At 30.3% G+C, this 25,361-nt stretch carries 22 protein-coding genes; 4 read left to right on the plus strand and 18 right to left on the minus strand.

Features of this window, described 5'->3' with window-relative positions:
- Positions 1-146: 146 nt before the first annotated feature.
- Positions 147-1,583 (plus strand): asparagine--tRNA ligase, encoded by a 1,437-nt coding sequence (gene asnS / locus GQR92_RS10240; RefSeq protein WP_158839247.1) that lies wholly within the window; start codon positions 147-149, stop codon positions 1,581-1,583.
- A gap of 86 nt (positions 1,584-1,669) precedes the next feature.
- Entirely contained in the window at positions 1,670-3,127 is a 1,458-nt protein-coding gene (gene rpoN, locus GQR92_RS10245; RefSeq protein WP_158839248.1) for an RNA polymerase factor sigma-54, read from the plus strand.
- 593 nt (positions 3,128-3,720) lie between these two features.
- On the opposite strand, the gene GQR92_RS10250 is transcribed toward rpoN, so the two are convergent.
- The 6 genes from GQR92_RS10250 to GQR92_RS10275 form a co-directional block, all read right to left on the minus strand.
- Positions 3,721-4,398, minus strand: a complete 678-nt coding sequence (locus tag GQR92_RS10250) for a porin family protein (protein ID WP_158839249.1) — start codon at positions 4,396-4,398, stop codon at positions 3,721-3,723.
- Positions 4,399-4,523: 125 nt separating this feature from the next.
- The gene (locus tag GQR92_RS10255; RefSeq protein WP_158839250.1) at positions 4,524-4,985 is read right to left on the minus strand and encodes an ExbD/TolR family protein; all 462 of its coding nucleotides are present in this window, start codon (positions 4,983-4,985) and stop codon (positions 4,524-4,526) included.
- A gap of 18 nt (positions 4,986-5,003) precedes the next feature.
- A complete protein-coding gene (locus GQR92_RS10260; protein WP_158839251.1) occupies positions 5,004-5,624 on the minus strand; it encodes an ExbD/TolR family protein in 621 nt (206 codons plus the stop codon).
- A 4-nt stretch (positions 5,625-5,628) separates the two neighbouring features.
- The gene (locus GQR92_RS10265; RefSeq protein ID WP_158839252.1) at positions 5,629-6,084 is read right to left on the minus strand and encodes a hypothetical protein; all 456 of its coding nucleotides are present in this window, start codon (positions 6,082-6,084) and stop codon (positions 5,629-5,631) included.
- Positions 6,085-6,092: 8 nt separating this feature from the next.
- Positions 6,093-6,815 (minus strand): MotA/TolQ/ExbB proton channel family protein, encoded by a 723-nt coding sequence (locus GQR92_RS10270; protein ID WP_158839253.1) that lies wholly within the window; start codon positions 6,813-6,815, stop codon positions 6,093-6,095.
- Between the two features lie 211 nt (positions 6,816-7,026).
- Positions 7,027-8,073, minus strand: coding sequence for an asparaginase (locus GQR92_RS10275; RefSeq protein ID WP_158839254.1), 1,047 nt, complete (start codon positions 8,071-8,073; stop codon positions 7,027-7,029).
- 95 nt (positions 8,074-8,168) lie between these two features.
- On the opposite strand from GQR92_RS10275, the gene GQR92_RS10280 reads away from it, so the two are divergent.
- A complete protein-coding gene (locus tag GQR92_RS10280) occupies positions 8,169-8,876 on the plus strand; it encodes a zinc metallopeptidase (RefSeq protein ID WP_158839255.1) in 708 nt (235 codons plus the stop codon).
- 362 nt (positions 8,877-9,238) lie between these two features.
- Here the strand turns inward: GQR92_RS10280 and lepA are convergent, their stop codons facing one another.
- Both lepA and GQR92_RS10290 read right to left on the minus strand, forming a co-directional pair.
- Positions 9,239-11,035 (minus strand): translation elongation factor 4, encoded by a 1,797-nt coding sequence (gene lepA, locus GQR92_RS10285; RefSeq protein ID WP_158839256.1) that lies wholly within the window; start codon positions 11,033-11,035, stop codon positions 9,239-9,241.
- Between the two features lie 74 nt (positions 11,036-11,109).
- Positions 11,110-11,385 (minus strand): EF-hand domain-containing protein, encoded by a 276-nt coding sequence (locus GQR92_RS10290; protein ID WP_158839257.1) that lies wholly within the window; start codon positions 11,383-11,385, stop codon positions 11,110-11,112.
- Positions 11,386-11,629: 244 nt separating this feature from the next.
- Here GQR92_RS10290 and dusB point away from each other — a divergent pair, with 244 nt between their 5' ends.
- A complete protein-coding gene (gene dusB, locus GQR92_RS10295; protein ID WP_105049443.1) occupies positions 11,630-12,628 on the plus strand; it encodes a tRNA dihydrouridine synthase DusB in 999 nt (332 codons plus the stop codon).
- Positions 12,629-12,840: 212 nt separating this feature from the next.
- On the opposite strand, the gene GQR92_RS10300 is transcribed toward dusB, so the two are convergent.
- The 10 genes from GQR92_RS10300 to GQR92_RS10345 form a co-directional block, all read right to left on the minus strand.
- A complete protein-coding gene (locus tag GQR92_RS10300) occupies positions 12,841-14,043 on the minus strand; it encodes an ABC transporter permease (RefSeq protein ID WP_158839258.1) in 1,203 nt (400 codons plus the stop codon).
- A gap of 12 nt (positions 14,044-14,055) precedes the next feature.
- Complete coding sequence (gene rbfA, locus GQR92_RS10305) at positions 14,056-14,451, minus strand: 30S ribosome-binding factor RbfA (protein WP_105049445.1); 396 nt, start codon at positions 14,449-14,451, stop codon at positions 14,056-14,058.
- 20 nt (positions 14,452-14,471) lie between these two features.
- Positions 14,472-15,116, minus strand: coding sequence for a response regulator transcription factor (locus tag GQR92_RS10310; RefSeq protein WP_158839259.1), 645 nt, complete (start codon positions 15,114-15,116; stop codon positions 14,472-14,474).
- A complete protein-coding gene (locus GQR92_RS10315; RefSeq protein WP_158839260.1) occupies positions 15,113-15,865 on the minus strand; it encodes a sensor histidine kinase in 753 nt (250 codons plus the stop codon). Before GQR92_RS10315 ends, GQR92_RS10310 begins: the two co-directional genes overlap by 4 nt.
- A 610-nt stretch (positions 15,866-16,475) precedes the next feature.
- Entirely contained in the window at positions 16,476-17,087 is a 612-nt protein-coding gene (locus GQR92_RS10320) for a hypothetical protein (protein ID WP_158839261.1), read from the minus strand.
- Positions 17,088-17,424: 337 nt separating this feature from the next.
- Positions 17,425-17,718, minus strand: a complete 294-nt coding sequence (locus GQR92_RS10325) for a FoF1 ATP synthase subunit delta/epsilon (protein WP_158839262.1) — start codon at positions 17,716-17,718, stop codon at positions 17,425-17,427.
- 66 nt (positions 17,719-17,784) lie between these two features.
- Complete coding sequence (gene atpD / locus GQR92_RS10330) at positions 17,785-19,293, minus strand: F0F1 ATP synthase subunit beta (RefSeq protein WP_158839263.1); 1,509 nt, start codon at positions 19,291-19,293, stop codon at positions 17,785-17,787.
- Between the two features lie 180 nt (positions 19,294-19,473).
- Entirely contained in the window at positions 19,474-20,835 is a 1,362-nt protein-coding gene (locus tag GQR92_RS10335) for an OmpA family protein (RefSeq protein WP_158839264.1), read from the minus strand.
- A gap of 114 nt (positions 20,836-20,949) precedes the next feature.
- Positions 20,950-22,143: a glycine C-acetyltransferase gene (gene kbl, locus GQR92_RS10340; RefSeq protein ID WP_158839265.1), complete on the minus strand. Its 1,194-nt coding sequence runs from the start codon at positions 22,141-22,143 to the stop codon at positions 20,950-20,952.
- Positions 22,144-22,191: 48 nt separating this feature from the next.
- Positions 22,192-25,320, minus strand: coding sequence for a UvrD-helicase domain-containing protein (locus GQR92_RS10345; RefSeq protein WP_158839266.1), 3,129 nt, complete (start codon positions 25,318-25,320; stop codon positions 22,192-22,194).
- Positions 25,321-25,361: the final 41 nt, after the last annotated feature.

A 25,361-nucleotide genomic window follows, 5' to 3' on the forward strand; every position in this document is an offset into this window, starting at 1 on the left:
GGTATATAAAAAAACAGTATTTTTTATAGGGGTTTTTACCCTAAATTCTAACACAAACAACTTAAAAATATCATTGGTTATCTTATATCAAAAAAGTATCTTTACTTTTTAATTATAACATATATTTATATCAATATTATAAGAATATGATAAACAGCAACGTTGCCGAACTTTTAAAGTCGGAAGGATTATTATTACAGGAAGTACAATTAAAAGGATGGGTTAGAACTTTTAGAAGCAATCGTTTTATTGCTTTAAATGATGGTTCTACTATTAATAATATTCAATGTGTAATCGATTTTGAAAACACAGATGAAAATACATTAAAAAGAATTACAACAGGTGCCGCAATTGCTATAAAAGGAACTTTAGCAGCAAGTCAAGGAAAAGGACAGTCTGTAGAAATTCAGGTTACCGAAATAGAAATATTAGGAGATTCTAATCCAGATGAATACCCTATTCAACCTAAAAAACACAGTTTCGAATTCTTAAGAGAAAATGCACATTTACGTGTTAGAACTAATACTTTTAGCGCTGTAATGCGTGTACGTTCTAAATTATCATTTGCCGTACATCAGTATTTTCAAGAAAGAGATTTTAACTATGTGCACACTCCAATTGTTACAGGTTCTGATGCAGAAGGTGCAGGAGAAATGTTTAGAGTAACAACCTTTAAAGACAATGAAGCCCCAGTTACAGAAGACGGAAAAGTAGATTATTCTAAAGATTTTTTTGGTAAAGAAACCAACTTAACCGTTTCCGGACAATTAGAGGCAGAAACTTTTGCAATGGCATTGGGTAAAGCATATACTTTTGGTCCAACTTTTAGAGCAGAAAACTCTAATACCACTCGACATTTAGCAGAATTTTGGATGATAGAACCAGAAGTTGCCTTTATGGATTTAGATGGTAACATGGATTTAGCAGAAGACTTTATAAAATATGTAATAAACTATGTTTTAGAAAAATGTGAAGATGATTTGGGTTTTCTAGACCAACGTTTAACTCAAGAGGAAAAAAGCAAACCACAAGCTGAAAGAAGTGAAATGAGTTTGTTAGATAAATTAAAATTTGTTGTTGAGAACAACTTCAAAAGAGTTTCATACACAGAAGCTATCGATATTCTTAGAAATTCGAAACCAAATAAGAAGAAGAAATTTCAATTTCCTATCAATGAATGGGGAGCGGATTTACAATCTGAACACGAACGTTTTTTAGTTGAAAAACACTTTAAATGTCCTGTAATTTTATTTGATTACCCAGCAAACATCAAAGCATTTTACATGCGTTTAAATGATGATGGTAAAACAGTAAGAGCCATGGATGTATTGTTTCCTGGTATTGGAGAAATCGTAGGAGGTTCTCAAAGAGAAGAACGTTATGATGTTTTAGTTGATAAAATGAAAGCATTAGGTATCGAAGAAAAAGAATTGTGGTGGTATTTAGATTTAAGAAAATTTGGAACAGCAGTGCATTCTGGATTTGGTTTAGGTTTTGAAAGATTAGTACAATTTACAACAGGAATGAATAATATTAGAGACGTAATTCCTTTTCCAAGAACTCCACAAAACGCAGAGTTTTAAAAGAAATACTAAAATTTTATAATATGAAACGTCATTCCTAACAGAATGACGTTTTTTATTTTAACCTATTTCATATATTTGTCTATATGCTAAAACAAAGTTTACAATACAAACTCTTACAGAAATTATCTCCTCAACAAATACAGTTGATGAAGTTAATTCAATTGCCTACGCAAGCTTTTGAAGAACGCTTAAAGCAAGAAATTGAAGAAAACCCTGCATTAGACACAGGTAAAGATGATGCTGACGCAATAGACGATGATCTATCTAATGAGTTTGATGATACTGGCAATGAAAAAATTGAAGCAGAAGACATCAATATTGATGAGTATTTAAGTGATGATGAAATACCTAATTACAAAACTCAAGCAAACAATTATTCTGCTGATGACGAAGAAAAAAACGTTCCTTATGCATCCGGAACAAGTTTCCACCAATCCTTAAAAAATCAATTAAGTACTTATAGTTTTAATGATGAAGAATTTGCTATTGCAGAATTTTTAGTAGGTAGTATTGATGATAGTGGCTACATAAGAAGAGATATTCTAGATTTAGTAGATGATTTAGCTTTTACTGAAAATGTTTTTACAACAGAAGAAAAAGTAATTTCTATTCTAAAAAAAGTAGTACATACATTAGATCCTATTGGTGTTGGTGCAAGAGATTTAAAAGAATGTTTAATCATTCAACTTAAAAGGAAAGAAAAAAATAAAATAAGGAGTTTAGCTATTGATATTTTAGAATCTGCTTTTGATCATTTTGTAAAAAAACATTATAAGAAACTACAGGAAAAGTTTAATATTTCTGAAGACGAATTAAAAGAAGTAAACAAAGAAATTTCTAAACTAAACCCTAAACCAGGTAGTTCTTACGCTGGTAATAATAAAATTGCAGAACAAATTGTTCCAGATTTTTCTATTAAACTTATTGATGGAGAATTAGATTTGGTTTTAAACTCTAGAAACGCACCAGAATTGCATATTTCTAGAGAATATAACAATATGCTAAAAGGATATCAAGAAGCAAGTGTAAAAAGTAAATCTCAAAAAGATGCTGTTTTCTTTATCAAACAAAAATTAGATTCTGCTAAGTGGTTTATTGATGCCATAAAACAACGTCAACAAACACTTTTGGTTACTATGAATACTATTATGCATTATCAATATGAATATTTCTTAACGGGTGATGAGCGCAAGTTAAAACCAATGATTTTAAAAGATATTGCAGATAAAATTAACATGGATGTTTCTACGGTTTCTAGAGTTGCAAATAGCAAATATGTTTCTACACCTTATGGCACAAAATTAATTAAAGAATTCTTTTCTGAATCTATGAAGAATGATCAAGGAGAAGATGTATCAACCAAAGAAATAAAGAAAATTTTAGAAACTGTAATTCTAGAGGAAAATAAGAAAAAACCGTTAACTGATGAAAAATTGGCAGCAATTTTAAAAGAAAAGGGATACCCAATAGCAAGAAGGACTGTTGCTAAATATAGAGAACAATTAGATTTACCTGTAGCACGTTTAAGAAAAGAAATTTAGTGAAGTTTTATAAATTTATATCGGTAATGTTGCACCCAATTGTAATACCTACAATTGGAATCTTCTTATATTTTATTTTAATTCAAAATAATTTTGATAGTTCGCAAAAATTCACGGTATTAGGTTTAATATTTCTTACAACATACATAATACCTTTACTTGTTCTAATACTTTTTAAGAGGTTTAAACTAATTAAATCGTTTAATGCAGAAAGTATTAAGGAAAGGAAAGTTCCTGTCGCTATGATGATTTTACTCTTCTATTTACTAGGTAATACACTTTACAGAATCAATCATTTAACTGATTTAGGAATCCTTTTTTATTCGACTACCTTAGGATTTCTATTTATCTATATATTATTCGCTTTTAAGATAAAAACAAGTATTCATTTAACTTCATTAGGAATCACAACAGGGTTCTTTTTTATATTAAACCTTATCTACCAGCAAAACTTAATAATAGTTATTGTTTGTGCAATTATACTTTCTGGTATTCTTGCTAGTGCTCGATTGCACTTAAAAGCACATACACAAAAAGAAGTTTATTTAGGTTTTATATTGGGTTTTCTATCTCCAATAATCATTTTCTATTTTTTATAAGATATAGAAAATCAGTCCAAATTTTAAAATTTTAGTATTTATCACCTCTCCATTTATAGTACTATTGTTAAAAACAGGTGTTAAACCATAATAGATATTAATATTAAACTCGTCATAACCGGCAGAAAGGGTTAAACCGTACTGCAGTTTATTATAATTAGAAATGTTTGAATACTTAAAAGTAGTTTCATCAGCATCTTCAAACTGAAACTTATTTGATAGATTATAAGTGAATTTAATTCCACCATATATTCTCCAAAAACTATATTTATTAGCGGTTGATGTTCTCCATCTTAACTCAAAAGGAAACTCTAGGTTATGAGATTTTAATAAATTAGAACTAATATCATCATCTTGACTAAAAGCAATTTCATTATTAAGATCTTCTACCTTTAATTCATGATTAAAAAAATAAAATCCATAGCCAACTCCAGCGGCAACCGATATATTTCCTTGCTTATTTAAGATCAAATCCTTAATAAACCCTAAAGAGAGTCCATAAGAAAAATTACTTTTAGAAATTACTGTTGGTTGATCATAAAACTGAGCATAAGAAACCGTAACATAAATTTGATCGTCTGCATATCTATTACCAAGTTCTAAGGAGTCTTTCTGAGCAAAAGAAACCATAATATTCATCAATAATAAAAGGAAGGTAATCGCTGTTTTCATATACAAAATTAACGTAGCATAAAGATACAATATTTCATCACGAGTAATGATTTCTCAAAAAAAAACATAAAAAAAGGATAATTCAAATGAATTATCCTTTTTTTAATAAAATTATATTATAAAGATTACTCTGTTTTTTTAGAAGCAGAATAACTAATTTTAAGAGCATTTACATCTCTTAATTTTAATCTAATATCAGTAATTGTACCTACACTAGATTCTTTATCTGCTTTAATAGAAGTTGTCATAAACGGAACTTCAGCTTCAGAAACCTTAGATCTTGCATTTATAATAAAAGCAGGAACGTCATCCGCAGAACCGATTTTATCATTCAATTGAATTCTATTAAAACTAGTTCCATATTTAGCATCTTTTGCTTTACCAACGTAAATAGTAGTTACTAAACTTTTGTGTTCTAGTTTTTTAACTTCAGTTGCCGACGGTAATCTTGGAGCATCAATTTGTAAAGAAGTTTCTCTCATAGTAGTAGTTACCATGAAGAAGAATAACAACATAAATACAATATCTGGTAAAGCTGCAGTATTCACTGCTGGCATTCCTTTTTTCTTTTTTCTAAATTTAGACATACTGTTAAATTTTAAAGATTATTTTGTAGGTTCTTGATCGGAAATAATTTGAGGATAAGCTGTTTTTATAAATTCAACTTTCTTTTTCAAATTCTCATTATTCTTATCATCCTTATAAGCTTCTTCTAGTTCTTCAAAAGGAGTAGCGTATTTTTCAACACTTAACCTATTTCTTAAAAAACTATAAGCCTTCAACAATTGATCTTGAACAGTTAAATACATTCCATACTCTGTTAATCTATCACTTTGAACCGAAATAATTGCTTTATTTGGGTGATCTGAAGAAGAATCACTTCTTTCACCTTTACAATAGCTACAAGGCCCACTAACAATACCATTCTCAACTTTACCTTCACCTCCACCGTTATCGATAAAAGCGATAGCAGCTTCTTTTAGGTCTTTAATATCCATTCTTTCGCCTTCAACTAAAAGCTCATTATTTCTATTAATGTTTACCTCAAAAATGTTTTTTTCTTTAATAACAGGTGGCACATAATCCGCTGGTGGTTTTTCAGATAGTTTTTTAGAAACTCCCGAATCAACATTCATCGTTGTTGTTACTAAGAAAAAGATTAACAGCAAGAAGGCAATATCTGCCATAGAACCTGCATTAATTTCTGGATTCTCTCTTCTTGCCATATTATTATGATTTTATTAATCCTTTTACTAAATCGTATACAAAGAAGAAACTAGCAACAAGACCTAAACAAACGCTGTACCAGATACCTGTTCCAACCCATTGATTAATTGATGTTCCTGCATCACCTCCTTTAAGTACTTTACCTTGTGTATCTAACACTGCATTACTATCTGCTAAAAAGTAAGCAAAAACTAATACAACACCTAATACCGCAACACCTAATAAAGTTTTCTTTAAATTATCAGGATTTGTAAAAAGACTGATTAAAGAAAGAATTAAAGTTGCACCAATTGCAAAGTACAGTAATATAGTAGAAAAAGTAACTATACTACCCACAGAACCACTTAAGGCTTCTGTATCACCTTCATCAGTCATAAAAATTCTGATAAAGAGAAAAGCTCCAACTACAGCTATAAGAGCTATAAATATGTTTAAAATTTTTGATAAATTATTTTTCATAATATATCTTATTTTTTATATTTCACTAATAAATCTATTAATTGAATAGATGCATCTTCCATGTTATTTACAATACTATCGATTTTAGAAACGATATAATTATAAAAAATTTGAAGAATAATAGCCACAACTAAACCAAATACAGTTGTTAATAATGCTACTTTAATACCAACTGCTACAACTCCTGGAGAGATATCGTTTGCTACTGCAATCATATCAAAGGCCTGGATCATACCAATTACCGTACCCATAAACCCAAGCATCGGTGCTAAAGCGATAAATAAAGATAACCAAGAAATATTTTTCTCTAAAAGCCCCATTTGAACACCTCCATAAGAAACTACAGCTTTTTCTGCAGCCTCTACTCCTTCATCTACTCTGTCTAAACCTTGGTAAAAGATAGATGCAACTGGTCCTTTAGAATTTCTACAAACTTCTTTAGCAGCTTCTATACCACCAGAACTTAGAGCATCATCTACACTAGCTACTAATTTCTTAGTATTAGTTGTTGCCATGTTTAAATAAATAATTCTTTCAATTGCAATTGCCAAACCTAAAATTAAGGCTACTAATACAATTCCCATAAATTCTGGGCCACCCTCAATAAAACGTTGTTTTAATTCCTGGTGGAAAGTTTTTGACTCTTCAGCTGCTTCTTGTGCGAAAGTTGATTGAATAGCTCCAAAAAACATAAATCCTGTTACGGATAGGACATTTACTACTTTTTTCATCTTTGTTATAATTATTTTTAATAGTTAACGGGTTAAAGATATTAATTTTCCTCTCAAAAAAACAATATGAAAGACAATTTAACTAAATAAATTAGAAAGCATTTCTCTCTACAATACTTTTGAGAGTGCCAAGTAACAAAAAAATATTGAGCATTAAAAAAAAAATTCAATCTATTTAGCTCTTGAAAGTTGATTTAACAGAATAAGTTATTTAAAAATGATAATTATCAGTTAATTCACCCCTTAAAGACGATTCAAAGTGATTTTTAAAATCTTTAATTGATAAGTTTTTATTTAAAAGATACATTAATTTGGCTATTGCAGACTCTGTTGTAATATCTTTTCCATTTATAACGCCTATTTCTTTTAGTAATAAACTAGTATCATAATGCCCCATCATTACGCTACCACTTTTACACTGAGTAACATTTACTATTTTAATTCCTTTATTTATGGCTTCTTTTAATAAAGTAATAAAATAGTTAGAATTTGGAGCGTTTCCAGAACCATACGTTTCCAATACTATTCCTTTTAAATTAGGTGTATTTAAAATACTTTCTATGACTAACTTAGAAATCCCTGGAAATAGTTTTAAAATAACAACTTCTTCTACTAATTCTTTTCTAACAATTAAAGGTTGCTCTTTATTTTTAGATTGATAAATTAAGTGTTCATTAAATTTAAGATGCACTCCACTTTCTGCCAACGGAGGAAAATTTAAAGAAGTAAACGCTTCAAACTGTTCTGAACTTATTTTGGTTGTTCTATTGGCTCTGTATAATTTGTATTCGAAATACAAACAAACTTCAGAAATAACAGGTGCTCCATTTTTATTTGCACATGCTACTTCTATAGAAGTAATTAAATTCTCTTTTGCATCTGTTCTTAAATCGCCAATTGGCAGTTGAGAACCTGTGAAAATAATTGGTTTTTGCAGGTTTTCTAGCATAAAACTAATTGCAGATGACGTATATGACATTGTATCAGAACCTGTTAACACCACAAAACCTTCATATTTATTATAATTAGCTTCAATAATTTCTACAATTTCTTTATAATATTCAATATTCATGTTTGATGAATCTATAGGTTCATCAAAAGAAATACTGGTTATATTACAGTTTAACTGTTGCAATTCTGGAATTTTATCTACAATCTGACTAAAGTCGAATGCTTTTAAAGCATTCGTTTTATAATCTTTAACCATACCAATAGTTCCACCAGTATAAATAAGTAATATGTTAGGTTTTGTTGTCATTTTGTCATTTTTATTCTCCAAATAATAAATTGGAATACTTTATGTTGTAAATTTATCAAACAAAAATGAATTACAATTTTTAAACAATATAAATTATGATCGGATTTTATATTTTAATTGGTGCAATTGCTTTAGTGAGTTGGCTAGTTAGTAATACTTTAAAAAATAAATTTAAGAAATACTCTAAAATTCAGCTTAGAAACGGCATGAGCGGTGCAGAAATTGCACAAAAAATGCTTGCTGATAACGGTATTTTTGATGTAAAAGTTATTTCTACTCCTGGGAGATTAACAGACCACTACAACCCTGCAGATAAAACGGTAAATTTAAGTGAATCTGTTTACAACCAAACAAATGCTGCTGCTGCTGCTGTTGCTGCACATGAATGCGGACACGCAGTACAACACGCACAAGCATATAGTTATTTAACAATGCGATCTCAATTAGTGCCAATTGTAGGTGTTACTTCTAAGTTTTCTCAATGGTTGGTCTTTGGTGGATTAATTTTAGGTGTTACTTCAGATGCTACTGGTGCTAATGGAATTGGTTTTTATATTGCTATAACTGGTTTGGTTTTTATGGGGTTTGCTACACTTTTTAGTTTTATTACCTTACCCGTAGAATACGATGCTAGTAATAGAGCTTTAGCATGGTTACAAAATAAAAACATGGTTTCACAAGAGGAATTAGCTGGCGCAACCGATGCCTTAAAATGGGCTGCAAGAACTTATTTAGTTGCTGCTTTAGGTTCTTTAGCTACATTATTATATTGGGGAATGCAAATTTTAGGAGGAAGAGATTAAGTATCGCAGATACTTTTTACCTTTATCTGATACAAATACTACAAAACACTTTTGATTCATTTCTGAAGTGTTTTTTTTGATTTAACTGCTACTTAAACTTATAAAAGCAGATTTATTAGTACTGATTTCGCAGGATAAAAAGTGAGCTAACAAATAGTTTAGCCCAGATTGAACGGCATGTTTGAGCTCTTTTTTATTCCTTTTTTAGGATAAAAAAAGCGAGTAGTGAAAGCTGGAAATAGCTTCAAATAAAAAAACCTTCTTGATTTCTCAAAAAGGTTTTCTGTTTTATAAACTTATATAGATTTCTGCCTTCGCAGGAATGATAACTGTGATAATTTTTGATTCTAAAAGACTAGATCTTAGTCATTCAATTTTAAAACTGCCATAAATGCTTCTTGCGGAATTTCTACATTACCAACCTGACGCATTCTTTTCTTTCCTTTTTTCTGCTTTTCTAGTAACTTACGTTTTCTAGAAATATCTCCACCGTAACATTTTGCAGTAACATCTTTACGCAATGCTTTGGTAGTTTCACGCGCAATAATTTTTGCACCGATTGCTGCCTGAATAGGAATATCAAACTGTTGTCTTGGTATTAATTCTTTTAATTTCTCTACAATTTTCTTACCAATTGTATAGGCGTTATCTGCATGTAAAAGCGCAGAAAGGGCATCTACTGGTTGTGCATTTAATAAAATATCTACACGTACTAATTTAGATTCTCTCATTCCTATCGGAGAATAATCGAAAGAAGCATATCCTTTAGAAACTGTTTTTAATCGATCGTAAAAATCGAAAACAATTTCTGCCAAAGGCATATCAAACGTTAACTCAACTCTTTCTGTTGTTAAGTATGTTTGATTGGTAATTTCTCCACGTTTTTCGATACACAAACTCATTACTTGACCCACAAAATCTGATTTTGTAATAATAGAAGCTTTAATAAAAGGCTCTTCTACTCTATCTAATCTAGATGGATCTGGTAAATCTGTTGGGTTATTTAAAAGTAATATTTCGTTTGGATTTTTCTTTGTATAAGCATGATAAGAAACGTTGGGAACCGTTGTAATAACTGTCATATTAAACTCACGCTCTAAACGTTCTTGAATAATTTCCATGTGTAACATTCCTAAGAATCCACAACGGAAACCAAAGCCTAAAGCGGCAGAACTTTCTGGTACAAAAACCAAAGAAGCATCATTTAATTGCAGTTTTTCCATAGAATAACGCAACTCTTCATAATCTTCTGTGTCTACAGGATAAATTCCTGCAAAAACCATTGGTTTTACATCTTCGAAACCATCTATAATTTCTGTAGTTGGGTTTGCGGCATCTGTAATAGTATCTCCTACTTTTACTTCTTTTGCTGTTTTAATTCCTGTAATTAAATAACCAACATCACCTGTTTTTACAGATTGTTTTACAACTTGAGTTAATTTTAATGTACCAACTTCATCTGCAAAATATTCATTATTTGTTGCCATGAATTTAATACGTTGCCCTTTTTTAATTTCTCCGTTTAAAACTCTAAAATAAGTTTCTATACCTCTATAAGAGTTGTAAACAGAATCGAAAATTAAGGCTTGTAATGGTGCTTCTGGATCTCCTTTTGGGGCCGGGATTCTAGCTATAATTGCAGCTAAAATATTGTCTACACCAAAACCTGTTTTTCCACTAGCATGTATAATGTCTTCTGGCTCGCAACCTAATAAATCTACAATATCGTCTGTTACTTCTTCTGGGTTTGCAGAAGGTAAATCTACTTTATTTAAAACCGGAATAATTTCTAAATCATTCTCTAAAGCTAGGTATAAGTTAGAAATTGTTTGTGCTTGTATACTTTGTGCTGCATCTACAATTAGCAAAGCGCCCTCACAAGCAGCAATAGAACGAGAAACTTCGTAAGAAAAATCTACGTGACCTGGAGTATCAATTAAATTTAAAATAAATTGTTCTCCATTATGGGTATAATCCATTTGAATGGCATGCGATTTTATGGTAATTCCGCGTTCGCGTTCTAAATCCATATTATCTAATAACTGATCTTTCTTTTCTCGATCTGTTACAGAGCCTGTATATTCTAATAATCTATCTGCCAACGTACTTTTACCATGATCAATGTGTGCGATAATGCAAAAGTTTCTAATGTTCTTCATACTTCGTTTTCTAACTGCGTTCAACTTACAAAGATATGTTATTTACAGACCTTGTCAAATAAAAAAATATTCAATTATAAATCTCTCTCTAATTCTGCTATTGCTACTTTAAACTCTTCTAAATTAATAGCTTCATCACCAGATTTATCATATCCCTTAATTAATTCATTGGCTACAATTCCTCTTAAAAAACTGCTGATATCTGCATTTTTTAATAATTCTTTAAGCTCACCTTTGTTTAAACTTCCATCTTTATCCTTATCGTAAAACTGAAAAGCTTCTGTAGGTGTTTGAAATTTATCGCTTATTAAACCGTGTATTTTTTCTAATATTTGTTCTTTTGCTCCCATTTTTAATGTTTGTTTAAATACAATTTTAAGATACTAAATAAAGTTGAAATGTAATACAAAAAACTCAATCTTTTAAACCTTCTTTTAACAAACAAAGATGACTAAAAAAATGGGATTTTTTTTGTTTTGATTACTCTGTAATAACCAAATTAAATATAAATAGCTCTTCACTTTAAAGATACAAGAAAATATTTTTATACTTAAAGGATGAAAAAACACTAAATTTGCAAAAAATTAAATCGTTTTGATTAAAATTGGCAACATAGAATTACCAGACTTTCCGCTTTTATTAGCACCAATGGAAGATGTTTCTGACCCACCATTTAGAGCCTTGTGTAAAGAACAAGGAGCAGATGTGGTATATACAGAGTTCATTTCTTCTGAAGGCTTAATTCGTGATGCAGCAAAAAGCATCATGAAATTAGATATCTACGAGAAAGAACGTCCGGTAGGAATTCAGATTTTTGGAGCCAATTTAGAATCGATGTTAAAAACGGTAGAAATTGTAGAAAAATCGAATCCAGATATTATTGATATCAACTTTGGTTGTCCTGTAAAAAAAGTGGTTTCTAAAGGAGCCGGAGCAGGAATTTTAAAAGACATCGATTTAATGGTTTCTCTTACAGAAGCTATGGTAAAGCACACCAATTTACCAATTACTGTAAAAACTCGCTTGGGTTGGGACCATGATTCTATTAGAATTGTAGAAGTTGCAGAACGCTTACAAGATGTTGGTTGTAAAGCAATTTCTATACATGGTAGAACGCGTGCTCAAATGTATAAAGGAGAGGCTGATTGGAAACCTATTGCCGATGTAAAAAATAACCAAAGAATGCACATTCCTGTTTTTGGTAATGGCGATGTTACAACGCCAGAAAAAGCGATGGAAATGAGAGATTCTTATGGTTTAGACGGCGCTATGATTGGTAGAGCTGCAATTGGATATCCTTGGATTTTTAACGAAATAAAACATTTTTTTAATACTGGTGAACATTTAGCAAAACCAACAATTGCCCAACGTGTGGAAATGGCGAGAAGACATTTGCAAATGGCCATTGATTGGAAAGGACCTGTTTTAGGTGTTTTTGAAACCAGAAGACATTACACCAATTACTTTAAAGGAATTCCGCATTTTAAAGAATACAGAATGAAAATGGTAACTTCAGATGATGCTAAAGATGTTTTTGCGACGTTTGATGAAGTAGAAGCGAAGTTTGGAAATACAATTATTCCTCAGTTTTAAACTCAGTTAATTCGATAAATACTATCGTTAGCAAAAATACTTAGCCCTGATTGAAGTGACATCCTTTTTATTGCTCTTTTAAATAAGCCTCATTACGAGGAACGAAGTAATCTCTTTCGGATTTAGAGCTTGCCACAGTTTACAAAAAAGTAAACTTCGCAATGACAGCAATAAAAAGATATAACGAAAAGCAGGAAATAGCTTCAAAAAAATTACTTCTCTATAAACTCTTTAGAAATTCTACTACTAGCTATTTTAGAGGCTATAAAACCTAAAATAGTAATGGTTGCAATTACAATAAACAGATTAGAAAGTCGAAACTCAACTGGATAGGCTAAATTTTGAGTGATCATAAATACACCAAATTCTTTTTGAATAAAAACGATAATTAGACCCAATGTTAAACCAATAAACATTCCTAAAACAGTTAATAGAAACCCTTGCATTACAAAGACTTTCTTAATTTCTTTAATGGTTGCTCCTAAACTAAAAAGTGTTTTTAAGTTAGATTTTTTATCAATAATCATCATTATAATTGCACCAATAACATTAAATAATGCTATAATTACAATCAAAGTAAAAATAAGATAAGACACAAAATTCTCTGTATTTATTACCTTATAAAAAACTTCATTTAATTGCTGTTTGGTTTGTACTTTAAATTGATTACCTAGTTGTTGTTGTAGTTGTTCTGAAAATAAATCTGCCGTAGAATTGTCTTTTAATTTAATTTCAATACCTGTAATTTCATTGCCTTTAAACCTCAATAAACTCTTTGCATCATCAATGGAAACAAAAACAAATTTACTTTCAAATTCCTCGGTACCAGAATACAAACCAACAATTTGAACATCCTTTTTATAAAATGCATTATTGGGGTTTATAAAACCAACACCAGGTTTAGGAACCATAATTGATAGAGGTGCTCCAAAATTTAAAATACCTAAAGATAGTTTTCTAGAAATTCCATTCCCAACCACTGCTGTATTCGAAAAATCATTATCTAACCAATTCCCTAAAGTTACAACGGAATCTATGTGAGTAATGGAAGTGTAGTTTTCTTCTACCCCTTTTATATAAGCAATCTCATTTTTGTCATTGTACTCTAAAAAAACACGTTCTTCAATAACTTTAGAAGCCGCTTTTATAGCCGTATTTTGTAATAATGTTTGATGAACATCATCTGTATATAAAAAAGTTTTTCCTTTGTTAGAAGTTATTTTAATATCAGGATCTGATACATCTAACAAACTATAGCTAAAAGTACGTAAACCAGAAAAGCCAGAAAGAATTATAAACAAGGCTAAAGAGCCTACAATCACTCCAAAAGAAGCAATAATGGTTATAATATTTATGGCATTGTTACTTGTTTTAGAAAACAAATATCTTTTAGCAATGTATAAAGGAAAGTTCAAATGAAAGAATTTTTAACTTCTTTTACGTCTTGGTAAAACGCTAGGATCTTTAATAGGGTTATCATCTTCTCCTTTTAAAGATTTGTCAATTTCTTCTATATAATCTAAAGTGTCATCACCAAAAAACAATAATTCTGGCATTCTACGCAATTGATGTTTAGTTCTTTTTGCCATTTCATGACGAATTAAAACGGTGTTAGATTGTACACCTTTAATAATTTCGTCTCTATTACTTGAAGGAAAAACACTTAAATATACTTTGGCAACTCCTAAATCTGAAGTTACATGAACTTTAGAAACAGAAATTATTATCCCTTTCATACCATCTTGTGCTGCCTTCTGCAAAACATCTACCAAATCTTTTTGTAATACTCCTGCAATTTTTCGCTGTCTATTCGTTTCTTCCATGCTGCAAATTTACACAATTTTTATGGAGTGTAAATTTTATTTTTTATCGCATACATTACCAAACCTACCCTATTTTTTACATTCAATTTTGTAAATAAAACATCTCTATAACCATCTATTGTTTTGGGACTTAAACACATTTTATCTGCAATTTCTTTGTAAGTTAATTCAGAACAAGCATATTTCATAAAAGTTATTTCTCTTTCTTTTAAGTGAATTTCTGCACTTCCATTACCAGAAAGAGATTTCATTAATAAATTAGTTACATTTTTAGTATGATAAAATCCGTTTTCAGCTATTTCAACCAAGGCCTTTTCCAAGACAACTTTTTCTGTATCTTTTAACAAGTAACCAATAGCACCTACTTTAAGCATTTTTAAAATGGTTGTATCTTCGTCCTCTACAGAAAGCGCCATTACGTGTACACTACCATGGTTGTTTGTAATCCATTCTGTAGTTTCTATACCATTCATTATAGGCATGTTAATATCCATTAAAACAACGTCTGGTATAAACTCTGGCGACGCCGAAAACTTATCAATTAATTCTTGTCCGTTTTTACATGTATATAATACTTTAAATTTAGGAAAAGTATTTACCATGGCTGCTATAGCCTGAGAAAGCAATGTATGATCATCTACAATAACAACTGAATATTTCATCATAATTTATATACTATTTTTAAAGAGGTTCCTTTATTTACTTCGGATGTAAAAACTGCAGAAGCTCCAATTAATTTTGCTCTATTTTTAATATTTTCTAAGCCAATTCCTTTCGTTTTATTTTCTAATGATGAAAAACCAACCCCATCGTCTGCTGCAATAATTTCTAACTCAGTATCAGTGAAATTTAGCTGCACCATTAGATTAGAAGCTTTAGAGTGTTTGATGGTATTCGAAAAAAATTCTTGTAGAATTCTAAAAATAATGATGCTAGATTTTTTATTAATTATCTTTTCTTCTCCAGAAACCACTAATTTGGAGTTGATAAAATTTAATCTATTAAACCGGTCAATTTCTAATTGAATTGCATCTCTTAACTTTATGTTTTTTATAGCCTCTGGATTTATTAATTTAGATAAGGCTCTCACTTCTGTTAATCCTTTTGTAATTGTTTCTGACACTTCACTAATATTTTCTGGAGTAGCATTTTGTAATTGAATTTTAGCTAAAGTTAACAACTGCCCAATATTATCATGCAACTCCCAACTAATATTTCTAAGTGTTTCTTCTCTTATCTCTATTTGTGTTTCGGCTATTTCTCGCTCAAAACGTTTTTTGGTTTCATCTCTATCAATTAATAATGCTTTTTTCTTTTTTTGAAATACTCCAAAAAGTGCAATTAATGCTATTGTAATAAAACCAATAATTAATGTAGAAATTAAAAAAATTAATTCTTCTCCTTTGAACTCCATATTAGACCACCAATAAATAAAACATGTGTTAAAATTATTATTATTCGCTGAACTGTAAACAAATTAATACCATCTTGCCTAGACTTTATACCTATAACATAGAATGCTGTGTAAAATGGTATTGTAGTTAAGTAATACAACAAAAAAGCAATGGTTATCCAAAAAGGTAAACTTTTCTGAAAATTAATAATTTTATCGGATTTAAGTAATTCTTTTAAATAAAAAAACATGCAGAAACAAACTACTAATGCACCTAAAAGAACAGTATAATCTTGTATTGTTCTAAATATAAAACTTAATAAATAGATACAATTAAATAAAAGCATCAAATATTTGATGCAAATATGAGATATAGTTTCTTTGGTTAACTTAAAATAAATTAAAGCCACTAAATTATATTCAAAAAAAGTATATATATTAAAAAGACCTAGTGTTGGATAACCATAAAAAATAACAACTTTGGCTATAAATTCAAAAAACATAACTGTAACAATATAACCAAAAAAATACTTAAAATAAGATAGCGTATATTTTTTAAACAACACAACTGCAACAATCACTGTTGAAATATAAATAAAAGGGATGAAATTAGTTAATTCCATTAATACAATTAATAAGGAGGCATTACACTCAACCTATTCGCTCCAGAACTATTAAAATCTGCCTTAGCACTCATAAAAGGTAAAAAAGAAGCCCTCACTACATTTTTAGTTTCATCGCTACTAAATTGATGTAAAAACTCTGTAAACGGCACTGCTTGTCCTTCTTTAGAATACAAAGGCTCAAAGGCCACATTTTTACTTTTATCTGTATCTGCAGTTGGCATAAAAATTAAAGTCTGTCTTCCTCTTAAAAGTTCATCAGAATGATCTTTAGGATAGGCCGCAGAAAAAATTCGAATACCCGTTAATTTTATATTTTTTTCATTTGACAATTTTTCTAAATAAGCAATGTATTGCTTTAATTGATTAAGCTCATAAAAATGCGAAATACTTTCTGTAGCGTCTTTAGCATCACCTGTAAATTCTTTTCTATATTGGTCTAAAACAGGTTTTTGACCAACATCGTATTGATGAAACATACTAGCCATTTCTTTATAAGTTATTGTATTAGAAGGTCTAGAATCATCAACTTTTGGTTCTTTAGACTCTACTTCGGTTTGGCAACTAAAAATAAAAAGTGATAAAAAAAGTACTGAAAAAAAATTGCAAAGTGTTTTCATAATAATATAGTTAGATTAATTTTTATCAAAATACAATTTAAATTATAATCTTTAAAGGATAAATAAAAAAAAAAACCTTAACAACTATATACCAACAACTTGTATACTATTTTAGTTATTAATACATTCTTAAAAAGGGTGTTTTTCCCCTAAAAAATTAATGCTTTACACTTCTCTTTTATTCTAGTATTATTATCAATTTTGTAACATGAAAAAAAGAAAATTTTAGGGGGAAATTGCAAAACAAAAATACTTTACATAATACAAAGTATTTTAACTAAAAAGTCTCAAAACATAACTGTTTTGAGACTTTTAATTTTATATTTATTTTAAGAATTTAATCTGCTAAAATAATTACTTTATTTTCGTTTAATTCTAAAGTACCTGACTTAATAGCAATTATTAGAATATTATCATCATCTATATGAGATTCATAATGTCCATTAAATTGATTAAACTCCTGATGTTCTTTAGTATGAACATGAATTTTTATTGTTCCTTCTACTAAATTAGAAACAACTGGTGCGTGATTATTTAACATTTGAAACTCACCATCTACACCAGGTACTGATAAAGAATCAATTTCCGATGAAAATAATATAGCCTCTGGTGTTATAATTTCTAAATACATATATTTTAGTTTTTAGTTTTTAGCTAAAGTTGTTAATAAAAACACCAACCGTTAACTAAACTATGTTTATGCTTCAGCTAACATTTTTTCTCCGGCATCAATTGCATCTTGAATTGATCCTCTTAAGTTAAACGCTGCTTCTGGATATTTATCTAATTCACCATCCATAATCATATTAAAACCTTTAATAGTGTCTTTAATATCAACTAAAACTCCTGGTATACCAGTAAACTGTTCAGCTACATGGAAAGGCTGAGATAAGAAACGTTGTACACGTCTAGCTCTATGAACTACCAATTTATCTTCTTCAGATAATTCTTCCATCCCTAAAATTGCGATAATATCTTGTAATTCTTTATAACGTTGTAAAATTTCTTTTACAGCAGTTGCAGTGTTATAATGCTCATCACCTAAAACTGCTGCAGATAAAATTCTTGAAGTAGAATCTAAAGGATCTACCGCTGGGTAAATACCTAATTCTGCAATCTTACGAGACAATACTGTTGTTGCATCTAAATGCGCAAACGTTGTTGCTGGTGCTGGATCTGTTAAATCATCCGCAGGTACATAAACTGCCTGTACAGATGTAATAGAACCTTTTTTAGTTGATGTAATACGTTCTTGCATTGCTCCCATTTCAGTTGCCAATGTTGGTTGGTAACCTACTGCAGATGGCATACGTCCTAAAAGTGCTGACACTTCAGAACCTGCTTGCGTAAAACGGAAAATATTATCTACGAAGAAAAGTACATCTTTACCTTGTGCTTCACCTGCTCCATCTCTAAAATATTCTGCTATTGTTAAACCAGATAAGGCAACACGTGCACGTGCTCCAGGTGGCTCATTCATTTGTCCGAATACAAAAGTAGCTTTAGAATCTTTCATTCCTGGCTTATCTACTTTAGATAAATCCCATCCTCCTGCTTCCATAGAATGCATAAAGTCATCACCATATTTGATAATTCCAGATTCTAACATCTCTCTAAGTAAATCATTTCCTTCACGAGTTCTCTCACCAACACCTGCAAAAACTGATAAACCACCATGTCCTTTTGCAATGTTGTTAATTAACTCTTGAATTAATACTGTTTTACCTACTCCTGCTCCACCAAATAATCCAATTTTACCTCCTTTTGCATAAGGTTCAATTAAGTCGATTACTTTTATCCCTGTAAATAAAACTTCAGTAGAAACTGATAGGTCTTCGAACTTAGGTGCAGATCTGTGAATTGGTAAACCATCTTTACCTTCTTTTTTCAAGTTCCCTAAACCATCAATAGCATCTCCAGTTACATTAAACAAACGACCGTAGATATCGTTTCCAATAGGCATTTGAATAGGATTACCTGTAGCGACAACTTCAGTACCTCTGCTTAATCCGTCGGTTGCATCCATCGAGATTGTTCTAACTGTATCTTCTCCAATATGCTGTTGTACTTCTAAGACTAATATAGAGCCGTCAGCTTTTTTGATTTCTAACGAATCGTAAATTTTAGGAAGTTCATTATCCGTATTGAATTCAACATCAATTACTGGCCCAATAATTTGTGAAACTTTACCTGTTATTGTAGACATTATGTATCTAATTAAAGTTATTATTTGTTTTATGAGACTTACCTCTCATTTTCAGGATGCAAAGGTAATTTTTTAGATTGAATTTAAAAAGTTTTTTTAACTAAAAACAAAAAACAGATGTACAAAAAAAAGCCTCATCTATTTTAGATGAGGCTTTTTAAATATTATTTAAGAAAGAAACTAGTTAGTTACTTTAATTTCAACCCTTCTGTTGTTAGCTTTACCTGCTCTTGTAGTATTAGAATCTACTGGGAAACCTTCTCCGAATCCTTTCGCTTCTAATCTTGTAGTAGCTATTCCGTTATTTACTAAATAATCTCTAACTGAAATTGCTCTTTTTTCAGATAATCTTAAGTTAGTAGCAGCTGCACCACTACTATCTGTATGACCTCCAATAGCAAAAGTTGCTTTACTATTTTTATTCATTATTGCAACAATAGCATCCAATTGTGTAGTAACTCCTGGTTTAAAAGTAGATCTTCCTGAGTTAAATAAAATAGATTTAGCTGTAAAATTAAGTACTTCAATATCTTTTTTAGTAATAACTGGTTCTGGACATCCTCCTTGAGAAGCAACACCTGCAACAGTTGGACATTTATCATCTTTATCTAATACACCGTCTCCATCAGAATCTGGCCAAGGACAACCTGAATTAGCAACTGGTCCTGCAACAGAAGCACATTTATCATCTTTATCAACAACACCGTCTCCATCAGAATCTGGACAACCTTTGTTTGCTTTAGTTCCTTTAGAATTAGGACACATATCATCTTTATCAGCTACTCCATCTCCGTCTGCATCTGGACAACCATTCATAGCTGCTAAACCTGCAACATTAGGACAAGCATCATCAGAATCTTTTACTCCATCTCCATCTGCATCTGGACAACCATTAAATTCTTTTAAACCTGCAACCTCTGGACAAGCATCATCTTTATCATATACTCCGTCTCCGTCTGTATCATTTCCTCCAAATTTAATTACTAAACCTAAAGAATGTTGCCAGTGCTTTTGTACTTTATCAGCAAAACCGTGTTTAGCTCCTGAATGAAAATTTAAACCTAAGTTATCATTAAACCAAGTATTAAAACCTGCTCCAAATGTTAACATCCCTTCACCTTCACTATCTACAGAAACATAAGAACCACCTAAATGTACATAAGGATCAAACCATCCTGTTTGTCCAACTAAATTATTTAAATCATATTTTACACCAGCATCTAATGACCAATAAAGTAAATCTGAATCATCTTCTGTTAGTAATGTTTCTATTTTATTTAAAGAACCTGCTAATTGCAATGAAAAACCTTTATCTAAATATTTTTCTCCATAAATCCTAGAAATAGAAGGTAAAACATTCCAATCATTAACATCACCAAATAGGTCTTTAAAATGTTCACTGTCAGAAATTTTTGAGTGAATAAAGTCTACAGAGTTAACACCAAAACCTACAGCCCATGGATTGTTTTCATCTTGTGCGTTTACGTTACTAACTGTTACCAACGTAAACAAAGCTATCACAGCTATTTTTAATCGTTTCATTATCAAATTTTTAAATTAAAAGTTCGTTATTATAATACGCAAAAGTAATCCCTTAAAACGTATCTACAAAGACAAATCTACAAAATATTATTAGAACAATCCCTTTTATCAATTCTAAATAATATTCAACTCCTTACCCACCTCTGTAAAAGCTGTAACAGCCTTATTTAGATGCTCTTTAGTATGAACTGCAGACAATTGCACTCTAATTCTTGCCTTCTCTTTTGGTACTACAGGAAAAAAGAAACCAATAACATAAATTCCTTTTTCTAGTAGTTTATTTGCCATTATTTGAGCAATTTTTGCATCATATAACATCACCGGAACAATTGCTGCATCTGCCCCCACTAAATCAAAACCAGCTTTTTCCATTCCTTTTCTAAAATAATTAGTATTCCACTCTAATTTATCTCGTAATGAAGTATCATTAGAGATTAAATCGAACACTTTTAAGGATGCACCTACAATTGCTGGCGCTAAAGAATTAGAAAACAAATAAGGTCTAGAACGTTGACGTAAAATTTCAATAATTTCTTTTCTACCTGTAGTATAACCTCCCATTGCACCTCCAAGAGCTTTCCCTAAAGTTCCTGTAACAATATCTACTCTATCCATTACATCCTTTAATTCTACAGTTCCTCTACCAGTTTTACCAATAAAACCTGTAGCATGGCATTCATCAACCATAACCAAAGCATCATATTTATCTGCTAAATCACAAATTTCATCGAGCTTTGCTACAATTCCGTCCATAGAAAACACACCATCTGTAACGATAATCTTAAAACGGTGGTTCTGTTTATTTGCTTCAATTAACTGCTCCTCTAAAGAAGCCATGTCATTATTATTATAACGATACCGTGCAGCTTTACACAAACGAACTCCATCTATAATAGAAGCGTGGTTTAAGCTATCCGATATAATGGCATCTTCACTTGTTAATAGCGGTTCAAAAACACCTCCGTTAGCATCAAAAGCCGCAGCATATAAAATAGTATCTTCTGTAGTATAGAAATCTGCAATTGTTTTTTCTAATTGCTTGTGAATATCTTGTGTGCCGCAGATAAAACGAACAGAAGACATACCAAAACCATGTGTATCCATAGTGTCTTTTGCTGCCTGAATTACCATCGGGTGGTTAGACAACCCTAAATAATTATTTGCACAAAAATTGATAACTTCTTCTCCCGTAGAAATTTTGATAACTGCGTCTTGTGAAGATGTTATAATTCTTTCTGATTTATATAAACCTGCATCTTTTAACTCCTGAAGCTCTTTATTTAAAGTATCTTTAATTTTACCGTACATTTTTTATCAATTTAAGAAATGTAAAGTTACAAACTTTATTTTTTTTGATTATACCTCAACAACATCAATTTTATCATTTATATAAATCAGTATTTTTTTATCAACTATAAAATGCATTGATTTTAAAATTTTCTCATATTTTAGTAACTGTTGATGATGTTCATCCGAAGGATTCCCCGTTTTATAATCTATAATAACCAACTTGTTTTCATCAATAAAAACCAATCTATCCGGAATTATAACTTGATTATCTACATCTACAATTTCTCTTTCATTAAAAACAGCAAAGTTTTCAGAGAAATACATGGCTAATTTTGGATGTTTTACAACATCATTAAAATTCTGTTTAATAAGTACCGCTTGCTTTTCATCTAAAACTCCTTGTTGATGATACGACTCAACAACATTATCAACATCATTAATGGTAGTTATTTTAGCAAAAATTTCGTGAAATAGGTTTCCAAAATCAATGGCATTACCTTGTTCTGTATTCCATAATTTAGAAGAATTTGCTAACAAGACAATATTATGCTCTTGCCATGGTGTCGAAATAAATTTCTGATGAATTTCTGCAACAGAACTTTCTTCTTTTTTTATACTAACGCGGTTTTCATCACCAAAAGAATATTCTGACAAATCTTCATTCCAAAGATTTTCTTGTTTTAAATAATTGATAAAAACACCTGAATAAAAATTAGTGTTTTCTTCTCCTTTAGAGGATATTTTTTTATCAGTAATAACATGTAATTGCTCTACAGCCCTGGTTAAAGTAACATACAATAGATTAAAATTATCTAATTCTAATTCTTCTCTTTGCATATTGTAAATATCTAAACCTCTTTCACTAACAATGCTTAGACTTTTACTGTAATCAACCAATAACTCATCGAAACCTTCATAAGATTCTGGCAATTTATTTAACCATGCTTTTGGTTTTATCTGTCGATAAATATCAACATCACAAGGAAAAATAACTACCGGAAATTCTAATCCTTTTGATTTATGAATCGTCATAATCTGAACAGCACCAGCACTTTCTGGCGCAACAATACTTAAACGTTCTTTTTTAAGTTCCCAAAACTCTAAAAATGCACCAACATCGGTTCCGTTTCTTTGTTGTTCTAAAACTACATCCAGAAAAAACTGAATATATGCATCCGACGAATTTATCAAATTAAAACCTCTAATAATTTCTTCTACCTTCTCATAAAAAGGCAACTGATGAAACATTGAAACCTCAAATAATACTCCGTATTTTTTTAAAGACCCTAAAATAGTTTCATTATCAGCTTTAGCGAATTCATTAAAAAAGACATGTTTCGGGTTTTCAACTTGTAAATGTTGATGTAAAAAATACAGCATTTCAAACCTTGTTTCTTCATCACTTGGGTTTTGTAACACTTTTAAAACATCCACAATAAAAGTAACTTTTGCACTGTTTTTAAGCAACAAAGTTTCTGATGAAACAATATCAATTCCTTTTTCTGATAAATAATTAGCAACCGCAACTCCATCTTTTCTTGTACGTGTTAACACACAAATTTCACTCAAAGAAAAGTTTTCTTTTAATTGTAGAATCTTTTCTAAAACCTTCTGCGGATACTTTACTTTCTCAATCTCTTTATCTTCGTTTTTTTCAAGAAAAGTTAACGAGACAAAACCACCTTTTTTAGCATTTTCAATTTGTTTATTTCCTTCGATAAAAATATTTTTATACGATTCATTTTGAAGGAAATTGGCCGTATGCTGAAAAAACGAATTATTAAAATTGATAACCTCTGAATAACTTCTAAAATTGGTTTCTAAGTTTTTAATTTCTTTAGGAACATGAAAAGGGTTTACTCTATCTGAACCTAACTCGATAAACTGTTCTGCTTTTCCGCCACGCCATCTATAAATTGCTTGTTTACCATCGCCAACCAACAATAAATTACTATTTTCTTGTGCTAAGGTATTGTCTATTAACGGAACTAAATTTTGCCATTGCAACACAGAAGTATCCTGCATTTCATCTATAAAATAATGCTGAAAACGCTGCCCTATCCTTTCATAAATAAAAGGTGCTGGCTGATCTTTTATATTGTCAGAAATCAATTGATTAAATTCTGCGTTTAACCGTATATTATTATCTTCTTTTATCTGTTCTAATTCTGAATTGATATTATTTAAAACCGCTAAAGGGATGATGCTTTTTAATGCTAATTTATTCATAGAGAATTGCTGATAAATTAACTCAGCCTCATTAAATAAACGAACAATATCCGGAACAATTTGATCTATAGAACTTGCAATAAGTTCTGATGTTGTTTTTGAATAGTATTGATTATTCTCTATCGCTTTTTTTATAGTTTCACTTCGTTTGATAAAATCGATATTTACAGACTTTACGCTTAAATCTGCAAAGAATTTAGGAATCGTTCCTCGCATAAAATTCTTATGCTCTAAATCGTTATTTTCTATTAATTGAAGACATTCTTCTCCGATTTTTATAACAGATTCTTTTAATTCTTTTTGTTGATTGTATAGTTTTGATTTTAAGTTTGTAAAATCTTCTAACTTTTTATCTGCAAGACTTCTAAAATGCTGTACATCGTCTTCATTTAGTAAAATTCTTGCAAACTCGCTTAAATCTCTAGAAATATCCCAAGATTTATCATCATCGGTTTTATCTAAAGAATAATCAATTAAAAGATTTGTTAACTTTTTATCTGTTCCTATTTTAGAGATTAAAACATCTACCGCTTCGTTTAAAAGAGAAACGGCATCCATTTCTACTTCAAAATTAAGCGACAAACCTAAATCGAAAGCGAAATTTTTAATAATCTTATGTGTAAAACTATCAATCGTAGTAATTGAAAAAGCAGAATAATTTTGCAAAATTGCATCTAAAATCTTTCTACTTCTTTCTTTAATAATAGATTTATCAATAGTAATTTCATTGATAATTATATTGAATAAATCATTTTCTTCTCCGTCTGCAAAATCCTCTAAACTAGACAATACACGTTCTTTCATTTCACCAGCGGCTTTGTTGGTAAACGTAATTGCTAATATTTTCTGAAACGAAAAAATATCATCAGAAGTTAATAAGACTTTTATGTATTCTTTTACAAGCGTAAAGGTTTTTCCGCTTCCTGCAGAAGCATTATAAACCTGAAAAGTAGATGATTGTTGCACAGTTTATTTTACTGCAAAATACAAAATTAAGTATTTAAATT

Source organism: Polaribacter sp. L3A8 (assembly GCF_009796785.1).
Classification (GTDB): Bacteria; Bacteroidota; Bacteroidia; order Flavobacteriales; family Flavobacteriaceae; genus Polaribacter.